The organism is Vibrio sp. 10N.261.46.E11, from assembly GCF_041472735.1.
In the GTDB taxonomy this organism is placed as follows: Bacteria; Pseudomonadota; Gammaproteobacteria; order Enterobacterales; family Vibrionaceae; genus Vibrio.
The window spans coordinates 96669-119529 of sequence record NZ_JBFRQW010000027.1 but is presented as its reverse complement, the minus strand read 5'-3'; the positions used below and the strand labels follow the sequence as shown (position 1 = coordinate 119529).

Below are 22861 nucleotides of genomic sequence, written 5' to 3'. Positions count from 1 at the left end.
CCTTGTTCTCAAGCCTTTTTCCTACGCTATTTTTGATCACTTACTTACTGTGATTGGTATTACTGTGATTGGTATTAGCAAACGAACCTTCATTTGAATGGTTTTTTGTTGGCTTGCTAGCTTTTTAAAATCAGTATTATTAAGGCTATCCATAGCGATTTTCTGTAAGAGTTCGACGGCCTCAATTAGATCATATTTTTACTTGAATTGGTATAAGACGCTCATGCCTCGACTAGGAACTCGTAAGCTCTATTTATTATTGACACCAAAGCTGACGGCCTAGGGACTTAAATCCTAAAAAGCAGCGGAAGTCGCTGCTTTTTTAGGTTTTGGAGTGTTCTGTTTGATTATTCGCTTGGCAGTTTAAGCTCGACTTGCTTTAGCGCGCGCAGATACATGAACCATGCACAGGTGCCGGCAAGCACATTACCTGCCATTGCGCCCCAGAATAGGCCTTCAATACCCGCAAGCTGAGAGCCAAACCACAAGCAAGGTAAGAAGAAGGCGAACAGACGCAGTGCAGAAATCGTTAATGCGGTATAAGACTTGCCCAAAGCGTTAGAAATAGAAACCATCAGCATACAGATACCCAAAGGCCCTAAGCTGATAGGAACGATCAGTAGGTGATAGTTCAGAATTGTTGATACTTCGTTGTCACTGGTCATGAGGTTCGCTAACCCGCCAGAGAACATCCAAGTGACCAGTGCGATGACCAGTTGGAAACCTAACACGAAGGTAACGGCAATCTTCACAAGACTACGTATGTTGCCAAGGTTCTTTTCACCCAACATGCGGCCAATCATAGGGGGCATCGACATCGTTAGTGCTAACACAGCCACAATAGAGAAGAACTCAAAACGAGAACCCAATGCCCAAGCTGCAACGGCTGCAGTGCCATAACCCGCAAGTAGCTTAGTTGCCAACATAGAAGAGACAGGTGGAAGCAGTTGGCTGATCATCGCTGGGCCCATGATATTACCTATGGAACGAACACTCTTGCCTATATCAAGGTCGTTCCAATCGAATGTCATCCAATGCTTCTTGGTGACCTTTGGTGCAACGATAAAGATACCCGCACCGAACGCCAAGATGGTCGCAATGGCGGCTCCATTGATGCCCATGTCGAGCGTAAAGATGAAAATCGGGTCCAATATTAAGTTGATGATACTGGTCGCGATCATCATTGAACCGGGCAGCATGGTATTACCATTGGCACGACACACACTGTAGAAAAAGTAGAGCAGTGCACCTGCCCAAGAGCTGGCTAGCCAATAGATCCAATAAGAATCAATGATCGGTAATACCGTCGGTGGCGCATCCAACAATTGTAAAATTGGCCCTCGCAGCAGATAGATGATGACGGAGAAAAGCGCGACACTCACGCTGCCCATCGCAATCACTAATCCACCAAGCTGCTTAGCGTAGCGCATTTCATTAGCGCCAATGGCTCTCGCGATGACCGCGGTTGTCGCGATACCTAACCCAACCTGAATACCAATGATGATCATCTGTATTGGAAGCGTGAAGCCTTGGACTGCGAGCGGCAGCACGCCCAGTTGGCCAATAAAAGCACTGTCGACAAGCTGGAAGCTCATTAGGGAAAGCACTCCAAACAGCATTGGCCACGTCATTGTATAGAGTTGTCGGCCAAGAGAAGGCGAGGGAGTTGCGGTAGTAGAATTCATAACGCTCTTATCGGTCTTGAAGTTAGGTTTGTATTGGTGACAAACCTCTCAATGAAGAATTGTGTAAAGGATAACGTAAGGTCAGCGCGATACCAATATTTGTTATGCTAGGCAGGTTATCTTTGTTGGCTTTCGGTGAACAAAAAAGCCAGTCGCGATGACTGGCTTTGTAGTATTTACTTTTTGTGAAATCGACTTTTGGGCGCTAAGCGTTACTTATTCGCAACGTTACCAAGCTTCAACCACGTGTCGATAACCGTATCTGGATTCAACGAAACAGAGCTGATGCCTTGTTCCATTAGCCACTCCGCTAGGTCGTCATGGTCAGATGGGCCTTGGCCACAAATGCCCACGTATTTACCCGCTTTCGCCGCTGCGTCGATAGCCATTTTTAGCATCGCTTTCACTGCTGGGTTACGCTCGTCGAATAAGTGAGCAACGTCACCTGAATCTCGGTCTAGGCCAAGTGTCAGCTGTGTCATGTCGTTCGAACCGATCGAGAAACCATCAAAGTACTTCAAGAACTCATCAGCCAAGATCGCATTCGATGGAAGCTCACACATCATGATGACTTTCAGACCTTGGTCACCACGACGTAGGTTAAACTTAGCCAGAATATCGATAACCGATGCCGCTTCGCTCGGAGTACGAACGAATGGGATCATGATTTCAACGTTCTTCAGTCCCATCTCGTTACGAACACGTTTTAGCGCTTGCGTCTCTAGTTCGAAACAGTCTTCGAATACTGGTGAGATGTAACGAGATGCACCACGGAAGCCCAGCATTGGGTTCTCTTCATGTGGTTCAAACGTTTTACCGCCAACAAGGTTGCTGTATTCGTTCGACTTGAAGTCAGACATACGTACGATCACACGCTTAGGCCAGAATGCAGAAGCGATAGTCGCGATACCTTCCGTTAGCTTGCTTACGTAGAAATCGATAGGATCTTTGTAGCCACGGATGCGCTGATTGATTTCTGCTTTGATCTCATCCGTTTGCTCATCGAAGTTCAACAGAGCTTTAGGGTGAATACCGATCATCTTGTTGATGATGAATTCAAGACGAGCAAGGCCAACACCTTCGTTTGGAATTTGAGCGAAGTCGAAGGCACGATCTGGGTTACCCACGTTCATCATTACTTTGGTTGGCAGCATTGGTAGCTCATCAACTTCAGAACGCTTGATCTCAAAGTCGAGTTCGCCGTTGTAAACGTAACCTGTTTCGCCTTCTGAACATGACACTGTTACGGTGTCGCCGTCATTTAGGCTGCTTGTCGCGGAACCACAACCAACAATTGCAGGGATACCGAGCTCACGAGCAATGATTGCTGCGTGACAAGTACGGCCGCCACGGTTAGTCACAATCGCAGAGGCTTTCTTCATCACAGGTTCCCAGTCTGGGTCTGTCATGTCAGTTACCAGTACGTCGCCTTCTTGAACCAGTGACATTTGGTCTAGAGAATCAACTAGGCGAACAGGGCCAGAACCGATACGTTGACCAATGGCACGACCTTCAACCAAGACATCCGCTTTGTTGTTCAGCTCGTAACGCTCGATAACGTTTTGGTCGCTTTGAGAGCATACGGTTTCAGGACGAGCTTGAACGATGTAAAGCTTGCCGTCGATGCCATCTTTTGCCCACTCAATGTCCATCGGACGTTGGTAGTGCTTCTCGATGATCATCGCTTGTTTTGCTAATTCCTTGATCTCTTCATCGTTCAATGAGAACTCGTTACGCTCTTGAGTATCCGTATCGATGATATCAACTTGCTTGCCGATCTCTTGGTTGGTTGAGTAGATCATCTTGATCAACTTAGAACCAAACGTCTTTTTAACAACTGGGTAGTGACCCGCTTCTAGCATTGGCTTATGAACGTAGAACTCATCTGGGTTCACCGCGCCTTGTACGACCATTTCACCTAGGCCCCAAGAAGAGGTGATGAATACCACTTGGTCGAAGCCTGATTCAGTATCAAGCGTGAACATCACACCTGAAGAAGCTTTGTCTGAGCGAACCATGCGCTGGATGCCCGCAGACAATGAAATGCCACGGTGATCAAAGCCTTGGTGTACTCGGTAAGAGATAGCGCGATCGTTAAACAGAGAAGCGAACACGTGTTTCGTTGCTTCGATAACCGCATCGATACCTTTCACGTTAAGGAAGGTTTCTTGTTGGCCTGCAAAAGAAGCATCTGGAAGGTCTTCAGCCGTTGCCGATGAGCGAACCGCAACAGACAATTCTTCGTTGCCTTCAATCAGTTCGCGGTAGTTATCACGGATATCTTGCTCTAGTGATTCTGGGAAGGGTGCGTCTAGAACCCATTGTCGAATCGTTGCACCTGTCTTACGCAGTGCGTCAACGTCTTCAACATCAAGTTCATCAAGGAGTTGGTGAATGCGCTCATCAAGACCTTTGTAGTCAAGAAAGTTGTTAAACGCATACGAAGTGGTAGCAAAACCATTAGGTACTGATACGCCAGCGTTGGCTAGGTTAGAAACCATCTCGCCAAGTGAAGCATTCTTACCGCCGACTTTGTCGACATCTTCCATGGAAAGGCCATTGAACCATAGGGTGTTATTTTGCATTTATTTCTCCAGAAACATAGCAAGCATTGTAGGGATTTAAAGGCAAACGATTACGTATCAGTTTAAAAAAATGTAAATTATTTTTTAAAGCTGTGGGGGACGTAATAGTCAGCAGGGTTTCGTTATATATATTATGGTTCCCATCCTACTCAAAATAATTTTAAACATTAAATAAAAAATGCAAATTGATATCCAAAGTCGTGATGTATTCTATGTTTCTGATGGAACGGCCATAACATGTGAGACTTTAGGGCATGTTGTTCTAGGTCAATTCCCATTCGAAGCTAATGAAAAAACCTTCCCGTTTGTCGAAAGTGAAGACAAACTTTCTGATTTATTGAAAGAGATCGAGATTTCATATCGAGCAACAGGCCATGAACCTTTGGTTTTTTTCTCGATTGTGATTCCGGAGATAAAACTCAAGCTGTTAGATGCGCCTGCGCATTGTTATGACGTGTTAGAAAGTATCGTGCAGAAAGTGCAAGATGATACGAAAATGGCGCCTAAGCCGAAGCTGCAACGTTCTCGTAGCGTCAATAAAGACTCGGACAAATACTTCGACCGTATTGCTGCTATCGAATACACGTTAGCGCACGACGATGGCATTACTTTAAAAGGCTTGGAAGAGGCCGACATTATCTTGTTGGGTGTCTCTCGCAGCGGTAAAACGCCAACGAGCTTGTACATGGCAATGCAGTTTGGTTTACGCGTAGCAAACTATCCGTTTATCCATGATGATATTGCTCGCTTAAGGTTGTTACCGGAGTTTGAGATATATCGCCATAAGTTGTTTGGTTTGACGATTGATGCGGAAAGGCTGACCGAGATCCGTGAGAATCGATTGGCAGGTAGCGAGTACGCAAGCGACTCTCAATGTTTGTATGAGCTGCAAACGGTAGAAGGTTTGTTCAGGCGTGAAGCCATTCCATACATCAACACCTCGTCACTGTCTGTTGAAGAGATTTCGACACGAATCTTGGAACGTACAGGTTTGCGACGCCAACTTCTTTGATCTTTCGTTTGTGATCTAGCGATCTTGCTGCTTTATTCGAGGTGGCAATTTCATCAGCGTCCCTGAAAATAACAACCTATTTCTGATAAAGCCGTAAACGTAAAACCCAAGTTAAGTGTATTTTAATAAAAAGCCCCAGCTATAAGGCTGGGGCTAATAATCAAATATTACTGTTCAACCGACTTAACCAAAAAATGATCTATAGTTAAGTTCTCACCTGGTTCAATCAATTTAAACTCTACTTTCACTACATCGCCTTTTGCTTTAAATGCGTTTAGCGTAAGTTTCAAAGCCTGATCAGTTGCGTCTACATTGTGCGCGACTTGTCGGCCATCAATAAATACATCAAAAGGCTTTTGCCCTTTTTCTATCATGGTTTCAATCGTGTAGCTATCGCCTTCTGTAGCATAGAACGCGCTTTGAAGGCTTCCATCACTTAGCCATTTTGTCTCGTTGAAATCAACGTTGCCAGCGCGCCAGTAAGAATAAAATGCATGTAAGTTATCAATATCGTTTTGTGTTTCCGGCGTCCATTTGATAGCGTCAAAATCAATTGGCTCGGCATAGCTAAAGCCATGTTCTTTCATCGTCTTGTGAATGAATGGTAAACGCGCGATCACATCATCAAATGTATCAGTCCAGCCGCCGATTTCACTGGTGCTATACTGCAAACCAATCTCACCGATTAAGTAAAGTTCACCGTCTTTTTCAATAGTGATACCTGAACCGGAATCACCATGAATAGTAAGCCAGTTTAAGTCCGTCTTTTCTAATGTACGGAAATCATATGAATATTCAGCAAGCCAGCGATCTTCATATTCACTGTGCATTACCTGTTTAGTTCCGCCGTTTCTGTGGTTGTAATTGCCGTAACCAATTTGATTAACCTGGTAAACTTTCGAGTAATCAAACATCCCCTCTTTAGGTAGTTTTGCTGGCTCGATTTCTGTGATCGGCGTATCTAGTCGAACAAGGGCGAAATCACCAAAACCGCGATCATTCCTATATGGGAAATTGTATTCTCCAAATTGACCTTTCGGATCTGTGCTAGCAACTTTGCGCGTTACCTGCTGATAAACACCTTCTTCGTCTTTCTCGTATGAATAACAGGTCACAGTGTTTTGATATCCGTCAGACTTAGATCCGCTTACATGGCTTGCAGTAACTACCCAAAAAGGATCAATTAGCGTTGCTGAACCTGCATTCATCTTACAAGCAAAATCAAACTTTGTTTGCAATGCAAATTCTTTGTGTTGTTGAACTGAACGATCAAATCGGGTTAAACCAGCATTTGCAGAGAGTGAGGCTAAAACCGCCGTTGCAATTAATAGCTTTTTCATTATTCCACCTCACTTAAATTGATTGCTTCTAGTGCATGGTACGGATCGTCATTTTTCCAGCTGAATTGATCGTTCTTTGCTTTGTATGTAATTGTTAGCTCATCTGTTACCGTATGAGTTGAAAATTGGACGCTGTTCTTCGTCGTTGATATGTGCGATGGGTAGTAGTTTGTAATGGTTACACAGTCATTTTTCAAACATGCTGTGAACTCTGACATAGCCAGCCAGTTATGTGTATACAGATCTAGCTTGAACTCTCCAGCCTTACCGGGTTTTACGGTAAACTCAAAGCCACCGCCGGGCTTGACGAGAATTGCATGATTTGATTCACCTAGAAAATCTCTAGAGCTGCCACTGTTCCAAAAATATTCATTGCCGTGAGCTGGTTTTAGATGCTGGAATTTAAACTCACCGAATGTTCTAACATCGCTGATAAGATTTGTTCTTGGCTTTGATTGTGAACGGTTTTCACCGTACCAAAAAGCCCAATCTATGCCGTTTAAATCAACAGTATCAACATATCTAAATTCACTATCTCTCTCTGTTTTGTATCCGTGAAATTTTGATGTGACTAAAAGCGTTTCGCTTTGTTCCGTAGAAATATTGGAAAGTGTTGCTGTTTCTGATGCAATTAATCCGCTGGAAATTAATGCAAGTGATAAAAGTTTAAGCTTCATCATCAGTCCTTTTTATAGAAAGTCGCTGAATCATATATGGTAATTATGAAGCAAATGTAAGCGGTTTGTAAGAGTGTATTTTGATTGAATAAAGATCAAAAAGAGCGTCATGATGTCGTGATGATAATTTGACGATCTATATATCTAAGACAAATTTGATTCATCCCATTCAAACCGTTTCTCGGCTTCGTAGGTTCGTCTAGTTACTGATTTCATGCCACTTTCCAATTTTCTGATTGGGCAATGTCAGCTTTATTTAGGACGAGTCAGAAATCAATTTGGAAAATAAATAAAAACCGAAGCACTAGGCTTCGGTTTTTTAGTCTATTTAAGCAGCCCGACACCAAGCTCCTTGCTTTTGCGTTCCATCCAGCGATCAATTTCCGGTGGCCATTCAATACTTGGCTCTACGTAGAAACCACGAAGCATTGAGAAATAAAGAGCTTGATCAACCAAAGGTAGCGATGATTCACCATTCTCAAGTTCCATGAGAAGCTCTGCATCTTTTAGCAATGGGTTAATCAGTTGAACGTATTGTGGGGTCTTTTCTAAGAGTTCTTCAAAATTAAAGCCTTCGGTCTCTTTACTAACACGCCAAGCTTCTTTTGCTCCTGCAGAGCGATATTCAGCCAAGTCAAGATTCCACCAACGTGGGCGCCCGATCTGTTGAGTGAGAGGGAAAGATCGGCTTTGGAAAAGTGCAGCCTGCTCTGAAGGTTCACGTTGCTCATCACTTGATTTAAAATCCATGAAATAAGCAATGATGTCTAGGCTTTCGGCCATAATACAGCCATCGTCTTTTTGTAATACAGGCACCATCTTTTTACCGATCAGATCGATAAGCGTTTGGGCGTCATCATAATCGACAGAGACAAGATCGATGTCCAAGCCTAGAGATTGAGCAATGTAGGCTACTCTTGCACAGAAAGGGCAGTGGTCGTAAATATAAAGCTTCATAGCTTCCCTCAGTTCAGGTCATTATAAATATAAGATAATGCTAATGTACCAGAAGATCTTGCGAATACTAAGCATCAAGAGTAAATAAGTACTTGGTGTGAATACTCTTTGATTGATTCTATTGTCTGTTGGACTCGGTTTTACTGCAACGAGTAAACTAATGGGAAGGCTATTAAGGAATCTCAGGCACAAAAAAGGCCCTAGCTGTTCACTCTAATGCAGAAGAGTGAAATCAGCCAAGGCCTCAATTTTGTTACCTTTAGCAGAGTGACTACTAAAAGAGGGAGCGGTTAAACTATGCTTTTTTAAGGTCTTTTGCAGGGTAAGTAAGCGTCATTATTGCGCCTTCTACTGTTGTAACGTGAACGTAGCCGCCACCAGCACTTAGGCCAATTACAACCATTTCACCTAGCTCAACACCTTTTGTTGCTACAACGCGATCATCAACTGAAAACACTTTACACACCTTCAATAAATTAAATTAATACGATAGATATCGAACGCGGATTTAAACAGATGGTACCCCGATCAACTAATCCGGTTATTTATCGTAAAGATTAAATTTAGTTATGTACAAGTCAATATTTTTTAAAAATCAGTTGGTTAACCTAGCGATGATGTTATTTATCGGCAGGATAAACGACACCAACTTGCTGACGCATCTCTGTAATTAACTTGGCAACGGTTAAAGCACGAAGTTTGGCTTGAGCTTGTGTGGCTTTATCGCCCTCAATACAGCCTGCAAAGGCTTGCGCTTCATAATTCATTGAGTTTTCGCTCTGTGCTTGAGTGAGGTTTTCAATGCTGCCATCACGGTAGCGGATCTTAACGTCGGTGCATTCTGCAATGTGATCGATGATGATCGCTCCCTGTTCGCCTTGGATCTCGCTTGGTGCGTAAGAGTCGCTGACTTTAGAGTGAGCAAGAGTCACGTCAAACTCTGGATATTGGAAGATCGCACAGCCATGCGCATCCACACCGGATTCAAGCAACTTTGCAGAAGCTTGAGCATTTTCAGGCTTACCAAACAGAGCAACCGTTGCCGCTACACAGTAGAAACCAATATCGACGAGTGAACCGTTCGAGAAGGCCGGGTTGAAGGTGTTTGGGTTCTCGCCGTTTAAGTATTTCTGGTAACGCGATGAATATTGACAGTAGTTGATGTGCGCTTTATGCACTTTGCCTATCTTTTTTAAGCCGAGTTGAACTTGCTCAAAGTTCGGTAGAAACTGAGATTTATACGCCTCAAACAGCACCACGCTGTTCTTCTGAGCGACCTCAAACATCCGTGTTGCTTCTTCAATATTCGATGCGACAGGCTTTTCACAGATGACATGCTTGCCGTGTTCCATCATCAAGATGGATTGCTCGCAATGCAGTGAGTTCGGAGAAGCGATGTACACAGCTTTGACCGTGTTGTCATTTGCCAATGCGTCGAGTGAGTCATACATCGTTTCAACGTCAAATTCTTGGGCGAACTGCGCCGCGCTGGCTAGATTTCGTGAATAAACAGCAGCCAACTGCATCGATTGTGATTCATGAGCAGCTTGAACAAATTTCTGTGTAATCCAATTGGTTCCAATTACAGCGAACTTAATCATAGAGGTATCCAGTCGTTAGTGTATTGATTCTGCATAGATAGTAGCACTCAACGACTAGCATTGTTTCCGAGATTTGCGGAACAATTCGCTAAGATCTTTAGCCTGATATTAATATGAACTCATTCATACCTGAGTATGCGGAGCATCATAATAAAGTCTTTTTGTGCTGGTTAGGAGCTAGGAGGTGCAGGTTTAGTTTCAGTGATCGATTGTATTCTCTAAATTAGTGGTTTATCGGAAGTGTTTTAATATAAAAGACTCAATATCTAAAGAATGAAGAACTATTGATTATATCTTCTCGTCAATTCTTAAGGAGTATTATACAAGTCGAATAGATATGCAGTTGTATTTATATGCAATCGCGCAATTAACCTATGGTGTTTTAATATCATTTTGTTTAGCAATCGATAACATTTTAAGACAATAAAATGTTATCGATTGGGAGAAAACTACGTTACATAGTCACGAAGTTGAACATAATTGGAATAATGAACAACATTTGTTTTAGATTGGTTCTAATTATGAGAAATAGGGGGGTTACTTTTGTTGATATTTATATTAATTTCTTATGGGTTAAATTATTAGCAATAGGTGTTTTTTTACTGTGAAATCTATCATCATTTCGTTGGAGCGAAAGTCAGAGCGATTTTTATCTAGCCAAGAACAACTTTTAAATATTAAAAAACTAGACATAGAAAAGCTGAGTGGCGTTGATGCTAGCTTATCTAAAGACCACCCTTTGATGAAGCGTTATGATGAAGCAGCCTTTTATGCATTGAATGGAAGGGTTGCGGTTCCAGGTGAAATAGGGTGTTACAGTAGCCACTATTTGGCATGGGAAAAGTGTATTGAACTGAATCAGCCAATTATCATCTTTGAAGACGATGTTATGGTTGATGTTGATGTCTTCGAAAAAACGGTTCAACACGCCAGTGAGCATATTGAAGAGTGTGGTTATATTCGGTTAGAAAATTATTCTAACAAAAGAGAATATAACTATGTTGTTGAAAATCTAGATGACGAACAAAGTCTAGTGCGACATATTAAAACACCGTTATGTATGACTGCTTATATGATCACACCTCATGTGGCAAAAACGTTTATAGAAAAAAGCGATCGATTCCTGTACCCAGTTGATGTCTTCATTAGAAATGTATGGCTTCATAAACAACCAACCTATGGTGTATCTCCTGCTGGTTTAACTGGAGGGGCCGCGGAATCCGTGATCGGCGAAAGAACATTCCGTATTAAAAAATCACTCCGTATTAAAACTCTAAAATTCTTAAGTAAGTTTAGAGATGTCGCCATGAATGGTTTGTTCAATTTGACCTATACGGTAACAATCAAAAAAAGCAGACCCAAAATGTTTAACGGCTTTTGAACGTTTTTTATCTGATTGATTTTGCTTCATTAGTTTAGAACTCACCGAGATTTAGATATTAATAACAGCTCCCAATTGGGAGCTGTTTTTCGTTATCGCGTTATGTGATTAGTAGCATTAAGCTCTGACTAGAAAGTTTTGTTAAAAGAGTAGGACGGTGCACAACTAAGCTATTTTTGCTAAGGTGTTATTGAATGTAAAAAAGGTAGTGATATTCAAATCCGGACCGCCAAGGTAACTGATATTAGCTCGATCTTGGAGCTCTCTGAACAGATAAACCGTCAACACCACCTTGGTGCTCCTATGGTGTTTGCGCCAGCCTCACAGGGTTTAGGTGATAGTGAAGAATATTGGTTGGGATTGATGCTTGATTCGGTTGGCGCTTTCTTTGTTGCGGCTGACGATCAACAGGTGGTTGGCTTCTTAGCTGGGAAGGTAACGCAGAATAAAGGGGTTAGCTTTATTCAGTCGCATAAGGTGGCAAGGGTGAATACGATTGTGGTGAACGATCAGGTTCAGAGTCAAGGCGTCGGCAGAGCGCTGATGAAGTCATTCAATCAATAGGCGCAAGCGAGTGGTGCTATCGAGCTTAGGTTAGAAGTGATGGAGTTTAATCAGCAAGCTAAGGGTTTCTATGAGTCGTTAGGAATGGAAACTCAGTCACGAACCATGTCCATGCGTTTTGAGGAGATTTGAGGGTGCGTCTGTTTTGGTCTTTATTACTGTGTTTACTGTTTGTGGTTCCGAACGCGAATGCTGAGCAGGTCGTAGTCGAGAAAATAGTCTCTGACGCGACGGCGATCGAGACGATTGTATTCGAGTCGGCACCAGCTCACTCTCAGCGTGTCTCAACGTCTTCCTCTAACTCAACCTCTTCAGTGATCTCAAATTTCAAACATGTGATTATTGTGGATGATGTTCTTAGCCGTAACTCTGGCGAACAAGTTGCCCAGCTGTCTCAAGGTTCATCTAAACGTCTTCCTCAAAGCTCTTCTCAACAGTCTTACACTCTAGCCGGTCCCTCTTCTGAGATAGATTCGCTGTCGCAAGTGGTTACTTTAGTCAAAGTTGATAAATCGAAACGTAGAATGTACCTACTTAAGGGTGATGAGGTCATTCAAGAGTTTCGTATTGCGTTAGGGAAACAACCGAAAGGGCATAAACGTTTTGAAGGAGACAACCGAACACCTGAAGGGGAATACCAGCTCGATTATGTGATGGAAGAATCGGATTTTCACCGCTCGGTGCATATCAGCTACCCGCAACCTTCGGATATGCAGTGGGCTGAAGAAAATGATGTCGACCCTGGAGGGAACATCAAGATTCACGGTATTAAAAATGGTGAGCGCCGTTCACCGAGCTTTATTCAAAGCTTTGATTGGACGGATGGTTGTATTGCACTAACCAATCAAGATATGGATGAGTTCATCCAACTCGTAAAAATGGGTACTCCTATCCATATTGAATGGTAGTAATTGGTACCCTCTTTTCTTAATCATTTTCCGAAATCAATTCGCGCAGTCAATTTCCGTAATCAATTCGTAAAAACAACTTCCAAAATTAACCGTTAAAGCCAGTTACAGTAAGACTCGACCTGCACTGAATATCGCAATCACGATCAGCAATGCAATCGTGACTGGCTTAAACTTCGCTCCACCAAATCTCTCGAATAGTTTAGAACCCACATAACCGCCAAACATGCTGCTTGGTAACAATGCAAAAGTAAGCCAGACCACCTCGCGGTCGACTAATCCTGCGATAGATGCCGATACAAACGCACTGGAATCTGCCAACACAAAGAACGCAATCAAGCCAGCTCTGGCTATATGCGGAGCAACTGGGCTTGCCAATGCGTGTGTACCAATCGGAGGCCCTGACATTGAAGCTGCGCCGTTCATTATCCCAGCAAGGCTACCTAGAATATAGGGAGTAAATCTAGGCTCTCTTTTGTACTGGAACCCTTTGTAGATCATAAGTGCAGACGCAAAGATAAAAGCACTGATGATCAAAATGATCGTGTCTTGGCTAACCGATTTGAGCAACAGTAAACCTAAAGGTGTGAAGGCCAAGCAAGGGACAAATACCTTTGAAACCCAGCGCCAATCTACGTGATGTTTTACCTTCGGCAGCAATTGGATATTGCCTAACAGGTCGATCAGCATGAAAACGGGAACCAGTTCGATAACAGGGGCGAATAACGCACTTAATGGCAATGCCACTAAGGTGAAACCGAAACCTGAGAAGCCACGAACAATAGCGGCGAAAATGAAGATTGCACCCAAAATTGGGAAGGTTGGACTAAAAATGAGATCCATAAATTAAGTAACCAATGAAGCTGTCTAAATAGAGCGAGCTAATAAAACCAAGTGAGTAGCGGAATGTACTCCTACTCACTTGTGTTTGCTACCTAATTTTGAGGTTTCCCGAGAGTTAGTTTTAAAGCCTCTCGGGGTTGTTTTTACAGTATTCGCTTGGTCAATTTATAGAGGTAAATTGATTCGGGAAATCAGTAAATACGGCATCTACTTTTGAGATGAATTTGAAGTGAGACGGATCGTTTACGGTGTAGCACCATGTTTGGATTTTTGCTTCACCTAGTGTATCGAGATCGCTCTGATTCACGTGTTCGTAGTTCATGTGGCAGCTGAACGCTTTAACTTCGTCAATCAACATCAAGTCGGCTTGAGTCAGTTGCTCTGTAATTACACCAACGCGGTATCTCGGCAGGTGACGAGCCATTTCAGAAACCACTTGATGGCTGAAACTTGAAAGCAGCACTCTGTCGGTGTCTAGATTTGAACGAATCAACTCTGTATGTAGCAAATCAACGACATGAGGGGCTTGATGTCGACTGTCGACTTTAATCTCTAAGTTGACGCTGAGATCATGCTGCTCAACAAGCGCGAGCAATTCTTCCAGCGTCAATATTCTTTCACCAGCGAACTGCTTAGACTTCCAACTGCCAAAATCAAGCTGACGCAGTTCTGCAAGGGTGTGTTCGTCGACACGACCTTTGCCATCGCTGCAGCGCTCAAGGGTGTGGTCGTGACAAACCACAAGTTGATCATCCTGAGTTGGCTGAATATCTACTTCAATCCATTTCAAACCGAGTTTAGCGGCTTGTTCAATGCTTGCCTTGGTATTTTCTGGATGAGTACCTGCTACACCCCGATGACCTACGATGATAGACGACATAATTAATCCTTCTTAAAGACGCACCGTAAAAACGCAATAAATATCAGTGTACTCGATTAAGCGAGAGCCGTCGTTAAGCTTGTCGTATCTTCGTGTGGCTCCTGTGATGTGAAATTATTTGGGTGAATGCGTTTGCCATGATTGTCAAAAATATGCAGGTTGGATTTATCGATTCTTAGCCCTAGGGGGACAGCTTGGCACAGTGTCGTTTCGGGTGTGACTGCAATGAAGGGCTGCTCGTTCACCAGACCATGAACCAATTGATTTGGACCCAAAGGCTCAACCACACTGATACGCAGTTCAAGAGGCAAGGTGTTCATCATCAATTCTGAACCAATTTCAGAGTGCTCTGGACGAATACCAAGTGTGATCGCTGTATTTTTTACGTGGGCGTACTCGGGTAAGTACATTTGCTGATCACCAATCTCAAGGTATCCGTCATCGAGTGTTGCTGGTAAAAAATTCATTGCAGGGCTGCCAATGAAGCTCGCCACAAAAGTACTGGCTGGCTGGTGGTAGACTTCTCGTGGCGTCCCGACTTGCTCTATCTGGCCTTTGTTGAGCACCACGATTCTATCAGCCAGTGTCATGGCTTCGACTTGGTCATGAGTCACGTAAACACTGGTCACGCCAAGTTCGCGTTGCAGTTTTTTGATCTCTAATCTCATGTGAGCACGCAGTGAGGCATCTAGGTTCGACAAAGGCTCATCAAACAGGAACAGTTGAGGGTCGCGTACAATCGCTCGTCCCATAGCAACACGCTGGCGCTGACCACCCGAAAGCTTGGCTGGCTTGCGGTCTAGGTACTCTTCGATTCTCAGTGTCTTGGCGACTTTCTCAATTTTCTCTTCAATAAGGTGCTGACTAACACCTCGGTTCTTTAAACCATAAGCGAGGTTTTTGTAAACCGACATGTGCGGGTAGAGCGCATAATTTTGGAAGACCATTGCGATATCACGCTGAGCTGGCTTTTCGTTATCAACACGGCGACCACTTAAGTGAATCTCGCCACCAGAAATGCTTTCCAAGCCCGCAATGGAACGTAGGATAGAAGACTTGCCGCAGCCCGATGGGCCAACCAACACAAGAAATTCACCCTTTGCGATATCAAGTGAGACATCTTTCACTGCACGATGACCGTTCTCATAAGTCTTTACCAAGTTTTTGATGCCTAACATGGTAGGTGCTTTGTGCGTACGATCGTGAGTGGCTTGGGTGTGCCCTAACGTTTGTTTTAACTTTGGCATCGGGGTGTCCTCTGATTTTTGCGGAGAAGCTGGGTGAGACGTCTTGTACTCATCGAGTGATTGAATGCGGTTATCGGTCATTTGAGTTGTGTCGTTGCTATTTTTCACTTTCTACTAGCCCTTTTACAAACCAACGCTGAAATACAACCACCACTAAAACGGGTGGCAACATAGCTAAAATCACCATGGCAAAAACATAGTCGTAGCGCGGTAAACTGGTTTCATTGATGTTGTTGAGTACTTGTTTGATGCCCATCACGATGGTGTTGTAGCCTTCGTCCGTGGTCATCATGATTGGCCACAAATATTGGTTCCAACCCACCACAAACATGATGATGAAGATCGCGGCGATCATGGTTTTAGACAGTGGCAGTAAGATGTCGACAAAGAATCGAAACGGACCTGCGTTATCCAACTGTGCAGCTTCTAATAATTCATCGGGGATGGTTTTGAAGAATTGCCTGAAAAAGAAGGTTGCGGTGGCTGACGCGATCAGAGGTAGAATTAAACCTGTGTAGCTATTAAGCAGCCCAAGCCCAGCAACCACTTCATAAGATGGGATAATACGAACCTCTAGTGGTAACAGCAGGGTTACGAAGATCAGCCAAAACCAAGCCGTGGCGTAAGGCAGCCTGAAGTAGACCAAAGCAAACGCGGCCATCATCGAAATGATGATCTTACCGATCGCAAAACCTAGTCCCATGATCATCGAATTGGCGATCATTTTGCTAGCGGTGACTTCACCACTGAAGCCCATGCTTTTGTTCCAAGCTTCGCTATAAATGGCTGTAAAGTTATCGCCCGGTAACCACTGCAAGCCATCGCTGACAATGGTGTTTGGGTTATGCGTCGAGCTGGCGAAGATTAGCCAAATAGGGACCAACATGAACAGCATCCCAGCAATTAAAATTAGGTGGTCAGAGATCTTATTACTTTTCATAAATAACTCCTGTCGCGTTAAAACCTAGCTGTAGTGGGCTAGTAATGAACACGCTTTTCTACAACGCGAAACTGGATAAATGTAAGAGTGAGTACCAGTAGTAACAACACAACAGATTGTGCAGAGCTGCCGCCTAAATCTGCGCCAACAAACCCATCTCGATACACCTTGTACACTAACGAAGTAGTGCCGCCACCAGGGCCGCCGTTGGTCATGGTGTCTATGACACCAAAAGTTTCAAAGAACGAGTAGGTGAGGTTGATGACCAGAAGAAAGAAGCCTGTAGGTGCGAGTAGCGGGAAAGTAATGGTCCAGAAACGTTTTGAGTCGCTGACACAATCCAGCATTGCCGCTTCTTTTACCGCGTACGAGATTGATTGAAGCCCCGCCAGAAAGTAGATGAAATTCACCGAAACCTGTTTCCACACGGACACCAAAATCAGAGCAAACGTGGCATCCATCGGATCGGTCTGGAAGCTGAAATCCCAACCCACCACTGCAAATACCTCCGTGAATACGCCAATGTGCGGGTTAAACAGGAAAGCACCAATAACGCCTGCAATCGCGGGAGCAACGGCATATACCCAAGTGAGGGTGACTTTGTAAGCCCCTTGGCCATGAATGATGTTGTCGGCTTTGACGGCGAGCAGCAGCGCCAACGCTAGCGACAAGAAAGACACCACGATCGCGAACATCAGAGTGAAGCCAATCGAGCTTAGGTACTCACTCGATTCGAATAGCATTTGATAGTTTTCAAACCATACGAATATCGATGAGGTTCCCCAAGGATCTTCTAGCATGAAGGAGAGATACACCGCCTTTGCCGCCGGATAGATAAAGAAAACCGCGATGATGAGTATCTGAGGTGCCAAAAATAAATAAGGCAGTGGAGAATGAAAAAATTGTTGACGTCGTTCCACAGGGTAATCCCTAAAAATAATTACAGTGGCCAATATGAGCGGCCGTTACCATTAGCGCGATATCAAGGCATGCATCCCGTTGAGTTATCATTGTTGGAGCAAGAAATGGCGCTAATGAATAATCTCCTCACGCCTTGCCATTGCGTTTTTTAACGATGCAGTGACAAGTCGTGAGGAGCGATGAACGGCTCTGATTCTCTAAGCTTTAAGCTTGTGAACAGTTTCGTTTCATTAATCGATCCCGATCTAGTTATTAACCGATCTAGTTCATGGTGCGAGCGAAGCGTTTCAGTAGCTTACTACTTTCATCTTCGACTTTGTCTAGGCTGTTCTCGACGCTAGAACGGTCAGCGAAGATGTTGTCGAACTCACGATGCATCACTTCACGGATCTGCGGGTAGTAACCTAAGCGGTAGCCTTTAGTCCACTCGCCCGGTTTTAGACTCAGCTGTTTAACACCCACTTCTGCGTCGGGTTGCTCTTTGTAGTAGCCAGACTCTTTCGCTAGTTCATAGGCAGCAGTTGTTACAGGTACATAGCCTGTTGTTTGGTGCCAGTAAACCTGAGTTTCAGGCTTAGTTAAGTAATCAAAGAACGCAGCAACACCTTTGTCCTGTTTCTGGTCATGGCCATTGAGTGCAAACAGAGCGGCACCACCAATGAAGGTTAAGCCTGCATCTGGGTTAACTGATTTCCAGTAGGGAAGGTAGGTGGTGCCTAGTTCGAAAGGTACGCGGTTACGTAAGCCACCGAATGAACCAGAAGAACCCATCCACATCGCCACTTCTTGACGTTCGAAAGGTGTTTGGTTTGCATCCCAATCGCTGCCGTAATACTTGTAGTAACCTAAATCTGACCACTCTTTCATTTTGCTGACGTGCATCATCATGTCTTTGGTATTGAACATGATCTTAGTGGATAAGCCGTCGTAACCATTGTTTTGGTCTGCGACCGGTAGATTGTGGCGAGACTTAAAGTTTTCAAACATGATCCACGGCGTCAGAGATTGAGAAAACGCAATGTGCCCTTCGGCCTTCAGTTTCTTAGCAACAACTTCGAGTTCTTCATAAGTCTTAGGCGCCTCGGTTCCCACTTCTGCGAGAAGATCTTTGTTGTAGTAAAGAACCGGTGTCGAGCTGTTGAAAGGCATGCCGACCATCTTGCCTTGGTTGTCGGCATAGAAGTTACGAACGCCCGCTAGGTAGTCGTTCGAATTAAAGTTGTAGCCCGACTCAACCAGAATATCCTGTACTGGTTTCGCGACACCTTTGGCGTTCATGATGGTGGCTGCACCCGCATCGAAGACTTGTAGAATGTTTGGTGCTTCGCCTGCTCGGTAGGCCGCGATCCCCGCTGTTAAGGTCTCTGTGTATGACCCTTTGTAGATTGGCGTGATCTCGTAATCATCTTGTGACGCGTTAAAATCGGTCGCAATTTTGTTTACTGTTTCTCCAAGCTGGCCGCCCATTGCGTGCCACCAAGTAACTTGAGTCGTTGCGAACGCCGGCATTGCTGCTGTCGCAGAAAGAACGCCTGCCAAAATTAGCTTATTCATCTTCTTTTCCTTTTGGATGAAATCGATATAGAGGTATTGAATTTGAGTATTAACGAGACGGTAGGGGTATCGTTTGAAGCTATCTTGAACAGGACGTATTTCACTTACGTGGCTAAACCGTTTCACTGATATGAAAGATTCATTTCGATTTCATTTAAGAGAGAAGTTATTGATAGTTTTGATATTTACTGTGTGCGGTTTTTAAGAGGTTTGTTGTACAATGCTCGCTCAATATTTGTTCAATAAAAAAGCCTCTCGAAGGAGAGGCTTTGAATAAGCTAGAGCTTGTAAAAATCAGCTCAGTTCTAGTGTGCGATATCGAGTTGGTTGTCTTTCACGCCGTTAATGCGGAACCAACCAGCGATACTGAATCGCTCTGTGTTTGTCGGCAGTACCTCGTGTGGGAACTGTTCAGACAAGAACACAAATAGACGACCTGACTTTGGTGGAATGGTCGCGATGTGGTTGTCTTTCAGATCGTAAACCACAAGCTCACCTGCGTCCTCTTCTGTCCACTCGTCATTCATGTAGAACACGGTAGTCAGACGGCGGTTCTCATTGCCTTTGAAGCAGTCTAAGTGCTTCTGGTAGAAGTCGCCTTTTTCGTATTTAGCAAAGTGCGCTTCGTACTCGAACAGACCCAAAAAGAACGCTTGGTTTGCCGCTAAACGAATTTGTTCCATCTTGTCTAGGAACAGAGAAGCTGGCTCGCCCATGTCGCGGCGTACCCACTGAATTTTGTCACTACGAATGGTCGACTCTCGTGTTACTTCATCGTTACGGCCAATCCTAGCCTTTTTCCAGTTCTCTGGAATGCAATCCCTCAATGCCACCACTTCTTCATGCGTTAAGAAGTCATCCCAAACAAAGTAACCTTGGGTAGAAAGAGCATCGATTAGTTGGTTCATGTATAGCACTCAGACAATAAATTAGAGGCGCATATATAGTCCTAATAACTCAGGTCAACAAATCACGTATTTTGTCGTCACGATAAAAGTGCTGAAGATCATGATGTTTTGATGCAATTGGCCAATTAACAAACTTGTTACAACTGAGCGTGAGTTTGCTATGGTATAGGTCTGACCAGTTGGTTTATCACAAGGAGTGGGTTTGCAGCTGCATACCATTAAAGGTTACATCCAAGACATGTACTTGGTGGAGTACCCAGACAAATTACTGTTGCTTGATGGCGCGTGTCGAGCCGACATCCCACATTTGAAGACTTTCATTGAAACCGAACTTATGCGTGATTTTTCTGATCTACACACGGTTGTGGTCACACACATGCATCCTGATCACGCAGGGGCAGCGCATAAGCTCAGAAAGCTAACGAATTGTAACTTGGTTGCAGCAAACCGAGACAAAGATTGGTATCACGGCATTGATGGCATACTGATGCATTTGACCGATCTGGCATTGGCACGATGGATGGCGAATCGATTGGGCAAGCCCAAAGCAAATCTGTGGTATTCAAGAAAGTTGAAGCCGGATTACAAGCTGTCGGATGGTGATAGTATTCCGGGTTTTGATGATTGGTTAGTTCTGGAAACGCCAGGCCATACCGACAGAGATCTTTCGGTTTATTGTCCATCTCACAGCGTTGTCTATGTGGCAGATCTAATGGTGGAAGTGAAAAAGAAGTTGATTCCGCCTTTCCCTATCTTTCACCCTAACAAGTACCGAGCGTCAGTATCTCGTATCTATGACATGCAGCTAGATACCTTGCTGGTGGCGCATGGAGGACAAGTCGATTTTAGTCAGACAGCCTTTGAACACTTATTGATGAGTGCTCCAAGAAGGCCTGTGACACATTGGCGGGTAACCAAAATCAAAACTAAGAAACTGCTGCTATCGATTTGGCGTTTTGGTTTTCAGTCGCATGGTAAATCCAAGAAATAGATAAGCTAAAAGTAAAAAGCAGCAACTCGAAATTCAAGAATAGAACGATATAAGGCCAGTCATGAGACTGGCCTTATATCGTTGTGACTAGCTTTAGTTATAACCTGTGGAGCGGTTACGATGACTCGGATTAGTGGGTCAGCAGGAATTCACCCGCTGGGTCAACAATCACTTTGTCACTCATGCCTTGACGACCAAGCAACATCATATAAGTCATATCTTGACGGTTGCTTAGTGTGATTTCTATTGGCCATTGATTACCACCAATTTCTAACATTGTTTCTATCACACAGCGGTGCTCAGACTCACCATTGGATGATTTGATTTTGCGGTTTGCTTTTAATTTACTTTTACAGCGAACAGTTTCTTCTAGGTTGTAAATATCTGGATGTAAATCGAACTCTACGTATTTTTGACCATTCTCTTTAATGCAGATGATGTTGTCTACATGTAGAGATGATGTTTTTGCACCCGTATCAACACGAGTATGTAAGCGAGCGATTCCTAGCTCGGGTAAGCATAACGCTTCTGTATTTCCTATGATAATTTTTTGATTCATATTTTTTCCAATCATAACACTTCTTGTCAGTTTGGTGCATTAGACTCAAACTTCAACTCCTAATTATCAAAGTGAGGAGCCGTAATTCATCAGCCTTTGCCACGAGTACGGTTAGCGTTTGGTTTTGCATTTTTCTCGATGAATTCGAAAATCATGTCTGCTACATCTTTACCTGTCGCTTTCTCGATACCTTCTAGGCCAGGAGAAGAGTTCACTTCCATTACAACAGGGCCATTCTTAGATTGTAGAATATCAACACCACATAGGTTTAAACCCATGATTTTCGCAGCATTGATTGCTGTAGCGCGCTCTTCTTTGGTTAGTTTAACCAGTTGAGCTGTACCGCCACGGTGCAGGTTAGAGCGGAATTCACCCTCACCAGCTTGACGCTTCATCGCTGCAATTACTTTGTTGCCAACAACAAAACAACGGATGTCTGCGCCATTTGCTTCTTCAATGAACTCTTGAACCAAGATGTTCGCTTTTAGGCCCATGAACGCTTCGATAACGCTTTCTGCTGCTTTGTTTGTTTCTGCTAGTACAACGCCGATACCTTGAGTGCCTTCAAGAAGCTTGATAACCAGTGGCGCGCCACCTACGTTTTTGATCAAGTCTTGAATCTTGTCTGGGCGGCTAGCGAAACCTGTTTTTGGTAAGCCAATACCTTTACGAGACAACAGTTGTAGTGAGCGCAGTTTGTCGCGAGAACGACTGATAGCGACTGACTCATTGATACAAAAAGTGCCCATCATTTCGAATTGGCGAACAACCGCAGTTCCGTAAAAGGTAATGGAAGCGCCAATACGTGGGATAACCGCGTCGTATTGAGGTAGCTCTTCACCCATGTAGCGAATCTTCGGATTGTTACTCGCGATATCTATATCACAGTGCAACGTGTCGATAACATCGACCTGGTGACCACGTGCTTCTCCAGCCGCTTTTAAGCGAAAAGTAGAGTATAGATTTTCGTTGCGAGAAAGAATTGCGATACGCATGGCGTTTCCTTAGTTAATACCTGATTGGTAACTGCAAATAAATTAGTTGTTAGCTGAGCTTTCAGTTTTTTGAGGCTCCATGCTTGCTTCGGGGCGAACCTTAAGGCTTTTCGCTTAACTAAGAAAACGAATTAAATTTGTCGAGTCGACAACTGAAATTTATCGAATTGGTGAGCTATTGGTACAGCAGGCTTGAGAGGGGATTTGGAATGGAAAAGCGAGTTGAGACCTAACTCATATTGGGGGTAGGAGCATATTAGGTTGTGCTCAACTCGCGTTAACTCGGTGCTAAAAAGTGTACTAATAACGCCAG

20 protein-coding genes and 1 pseudogene are annotated in these 22861 nt (G+C 43.9%); 5 read left to right on the top strand and 16 right to left on the bottom strand.

From position 1 onward, the window contains the following. Positions 1–347: 347 nt before the first annotated feature. Both AB4407_RS09665 and ppsA read right to left on the bottom strand, forming a co-directional pair. Complete coding sequence (locus AB4407_RS09665) at positions 348–1685, bottom strand: MATE family efflux transporter (protein WP_372120402.1); 1338 nt, start codon at positions 1683–1685, stop codon at positions 348–350. 212 nt (positions 1686–1897) lie between these two features. Next, complete coding sequence (gene ppsA, locus AB4407_RS09660) at positions 1898–4270, bottom strand: phosphoenolpyruvate synthase (RefSeq protein ID WP_372120401.1); 2373 nt, start codon at positions 4268–4270, stop codon at positions 1898–1900. Between the two features lie 178 nt (positions 4271–4448). Here ppsA and AB4407_RS09655 point away from each other — a divergent pair, with 178 nt between their 5' ends. Next, complete coding sequence (locus AB4407_RS09655; RefSeq protein ID WP_372120400.1) at positions 4449–5282, top strand: pyruvate, water dikinase regulatory protein; 834 nt, start codon at positions 4449–4451, stop codon at positions 5280–5282. 167 nt (positions 5283–5449) lie between these two features. On the opposite strand, the gene AB4407_RS09650 is transcribed toward AB4407_RS09655, so the two are convergent. The 5 genes from AB4407_RS09650 to AB4407_RS09630 form a co-directional block, all read right to left on the bottom strand. Next, positions 5450–6622: a serine protease gene (locus AB4407_RS09650; RefSeq protein WP_372120399.1), complete on the bottom strand. Its 1173-nt coding sequence runs from the start codon at positions 6620–6622 to the stop codon at positions 5450–5452. Next, on the bottom strand, positions 6622–7299 hold the full coding sequence (locus tag AB4407_RS09645) for a hypothetical protein (RefSeq protein WP_372120398.1): 678 nt from the start codon (positions 7297–7299) through the stop codon (positions 6622–6624). Before AB4407_RS09645 ends, AB4407_RS09650 begins: the two co-directional genes overlap by 1 nt. Before the next feature lie 324 nt (positions 7300–7623). Continuing rightward, positions 7624–8256 carry a glutaredoxin 2 gene (grxB, locus tag AB4407_RS09640; protein WP_372120397.1) on the bottom strand — a complete coding sequence of 211 codons (633 nt, stop codon included), beginning with the start codon at positions 8254–8256 and terminating at the stop codon, positions 7624–7626. 295 nt (positions 8257–8551) lie between these two features. Continuing rightward, entirely contained in the window at positions 8552–8713 is a 162-nt protein-coding gene (locus AB4407_RS09635; protein WP_009846296.1) for a hypothetical protein, read from the bottom strand. A 163-nt stretch (positions 8714–8876) separates the two neighbouring features. Next, entirely contained in the window at positions 8877–9857 is a 981-nt protein-coding gene (locus tag AB4407_RS09630) for a Gfo/Idh/MocA family protein (protein ID WP_372120396.1), read from the bottom strand. A 604-nt stretch (positions 9858–10461) separates the two neighbouring features. On the opposite strand from AB4407_RS09630, the gene AB4407_RS09625 reads away from it, so the two are divergent. From AB4407_RS09625 to AB4407_RS09615, 3 genes and pseudogenes are all read left to right on the top strand, one after another. Beyond that, a complete protein-coding gene (locus tag AB4407_RS09625; RefSeq protein WP_372120395.1) occupies positions 10462–11238 on the top strand; it encodes a glycosyltransferase family 25 protein in 777 nt (258 codons plus the stop codon). A 213-nt stretch (positions 11239–11451) separates the two neighbouring features. Further along, positions 11452–11934: pseudogene (locus AB4407_RS09620) on the top strand (N-acetyltransferase family protein). A gap of 2 nt (positions 11935–11936) precedes the next feature. Next, entirely contained in the window at positions 11937–12710 is a 774-nt protein-coding gene (locus tag AB4407_RS09615) for a murein L,D-transpeptidase family protein (RefSeq protein ID WP_372120394.1), read from the top strand. A gap of 105 nt (positions 12711–12815) precedes the next feature. Here the strand turns inward: AB4407_RS09615 and AB4407_RS09610 are convergent, their stop codons facing one another. From AB4407_RS09610 to AB4407_RS09580, 7 genes are all read right to left on the bottom strand, one after another. Then, positions 12816–13553, bottom strand: a complete 738-nt coding sequence (locus AB4407_RS09610; protein WP_372120393.1) for a sulfite exporter TauE/SafE family protein — start codon at positions 13551–13553, stop codon at positions 12816–12818. A gap of 160 nt (positions 13554–13713) precedes the next feature. Further along, complete coding sequence (locus tag AB4407_RS09605; RefSeq protein ID WP_372120392.1) at positions 13714–14433, bottom strand: glycerophosphodiester phosphodiesterase family protein; 720 nt, start codon at positions 14431–14433, stop codon at positions 13714–13716. Positions 14434–14489: 56 nt separating this feature from the next. Continuing rightward, positions 14490–15788, bottom strand: coding sequence for a sn-glycerol-3-phosphate ABC transporter ATP-binding protein UgpC (gene ugpC, locus AB4407_RS09600; protein WP_372120391.1), 1299 nt, complete (start codon positions 15786–15788; stop codon positions 14490–14492). Beyond that, entirely contained in the window at positions 15778–16620 is an 843-nt protein-coding gene (ugpE, locus tag AB4407_RS09595; protein ID WP_048669553.1) for a sn-glycerol-3-phosphate ABC transporter permease UgpE, read from the bottom strand. Before ugpE ends, ugpC begins: the two co-directional genes overlap by 11 nt. 38 nt (positions 16621–16658) lie before the next feature. Further along, complete coding sequence (locus AB4407_RS09590) at positions 16659–17540, bottom strand: ABC transporter permease subunit (RefSeq protein ID WP_372120390.1); 882 nt, start codon at positions 17538–17540, stop codon at positions 16659–16661. Between the two features lie 262 nt (positions 17541–17802). Then, the gene (locus AB4407_RS09585; RefSeq protein WP_372120389.1) at positions 17803–19095 is read right to left on the bottom strand and encodes an extracellular solute-binding protein; all 1293 of its coding nucleotides are present in this window, start codon (positions 19093–19095) and stop codon (positions 17803–17805) included. A 305-nt stretch (positions 19096–19400) separates the two neighbouring features. After that, positions 19401–20003 carry a 2OG-Fe(II) oxygenase gene (locus AB4407_RS09580; protein WP_108020116.1) on the bottom strand — a complete coding sequence of 201 codons (603 nt, stop codon included), beginning with the start codon at positions 20001–20003 and terminating at the stop codon, positions 19401–19403. A gap of 202 nt (positions 20004–20205) precedes the next feature. Between AB4407_RS09580 and AB4407_RS09575 the strand changes: the two genes are divergently transcribed. Beyond that, complete coding sequence (locus AB4407_RS09575) at positions 20206–20994, top strand: MBL fold metallo-hydrolase (protein ID WP_372120388.1); 789 nt, start codon at positions 20206–20208, stop codon at positions 20992–20994. Between the two features lie 130 nt (positions 20995–21124). Here AB4407_RS09575 and AB4407_RS09570 read toward each other — a convergent pair whose 3' ends face one another. Both AB4407_RS09570 and rimK read right to left on the bottom strand, forming a co-directional pair. Beyond that, a complete protein-coding gene (locus AB4407_RS09570; RefSeq protein WP_132745697.1) occupies positions 21125–21553 on the bottom strand; it encodes a RimK/LysX family protein in 429 nt (142 codons plus the stop codon). An 89-nt stretch (positions 21554–21642) separates the two neighbouring features. After that, positions 21643–22548, bottom strand: a complete 906-nt coding sequence (rimK, locus tag AB4407_RS09565) for a 30S ribosomal protein S6--L-glutamate ligase (RefSeq protein WP_372120387.1) — start codon at positions 22546–22548, stop codon at positions 21643–21645. Positions 22549–22861 lie beyond the last annotated feature (313 nt).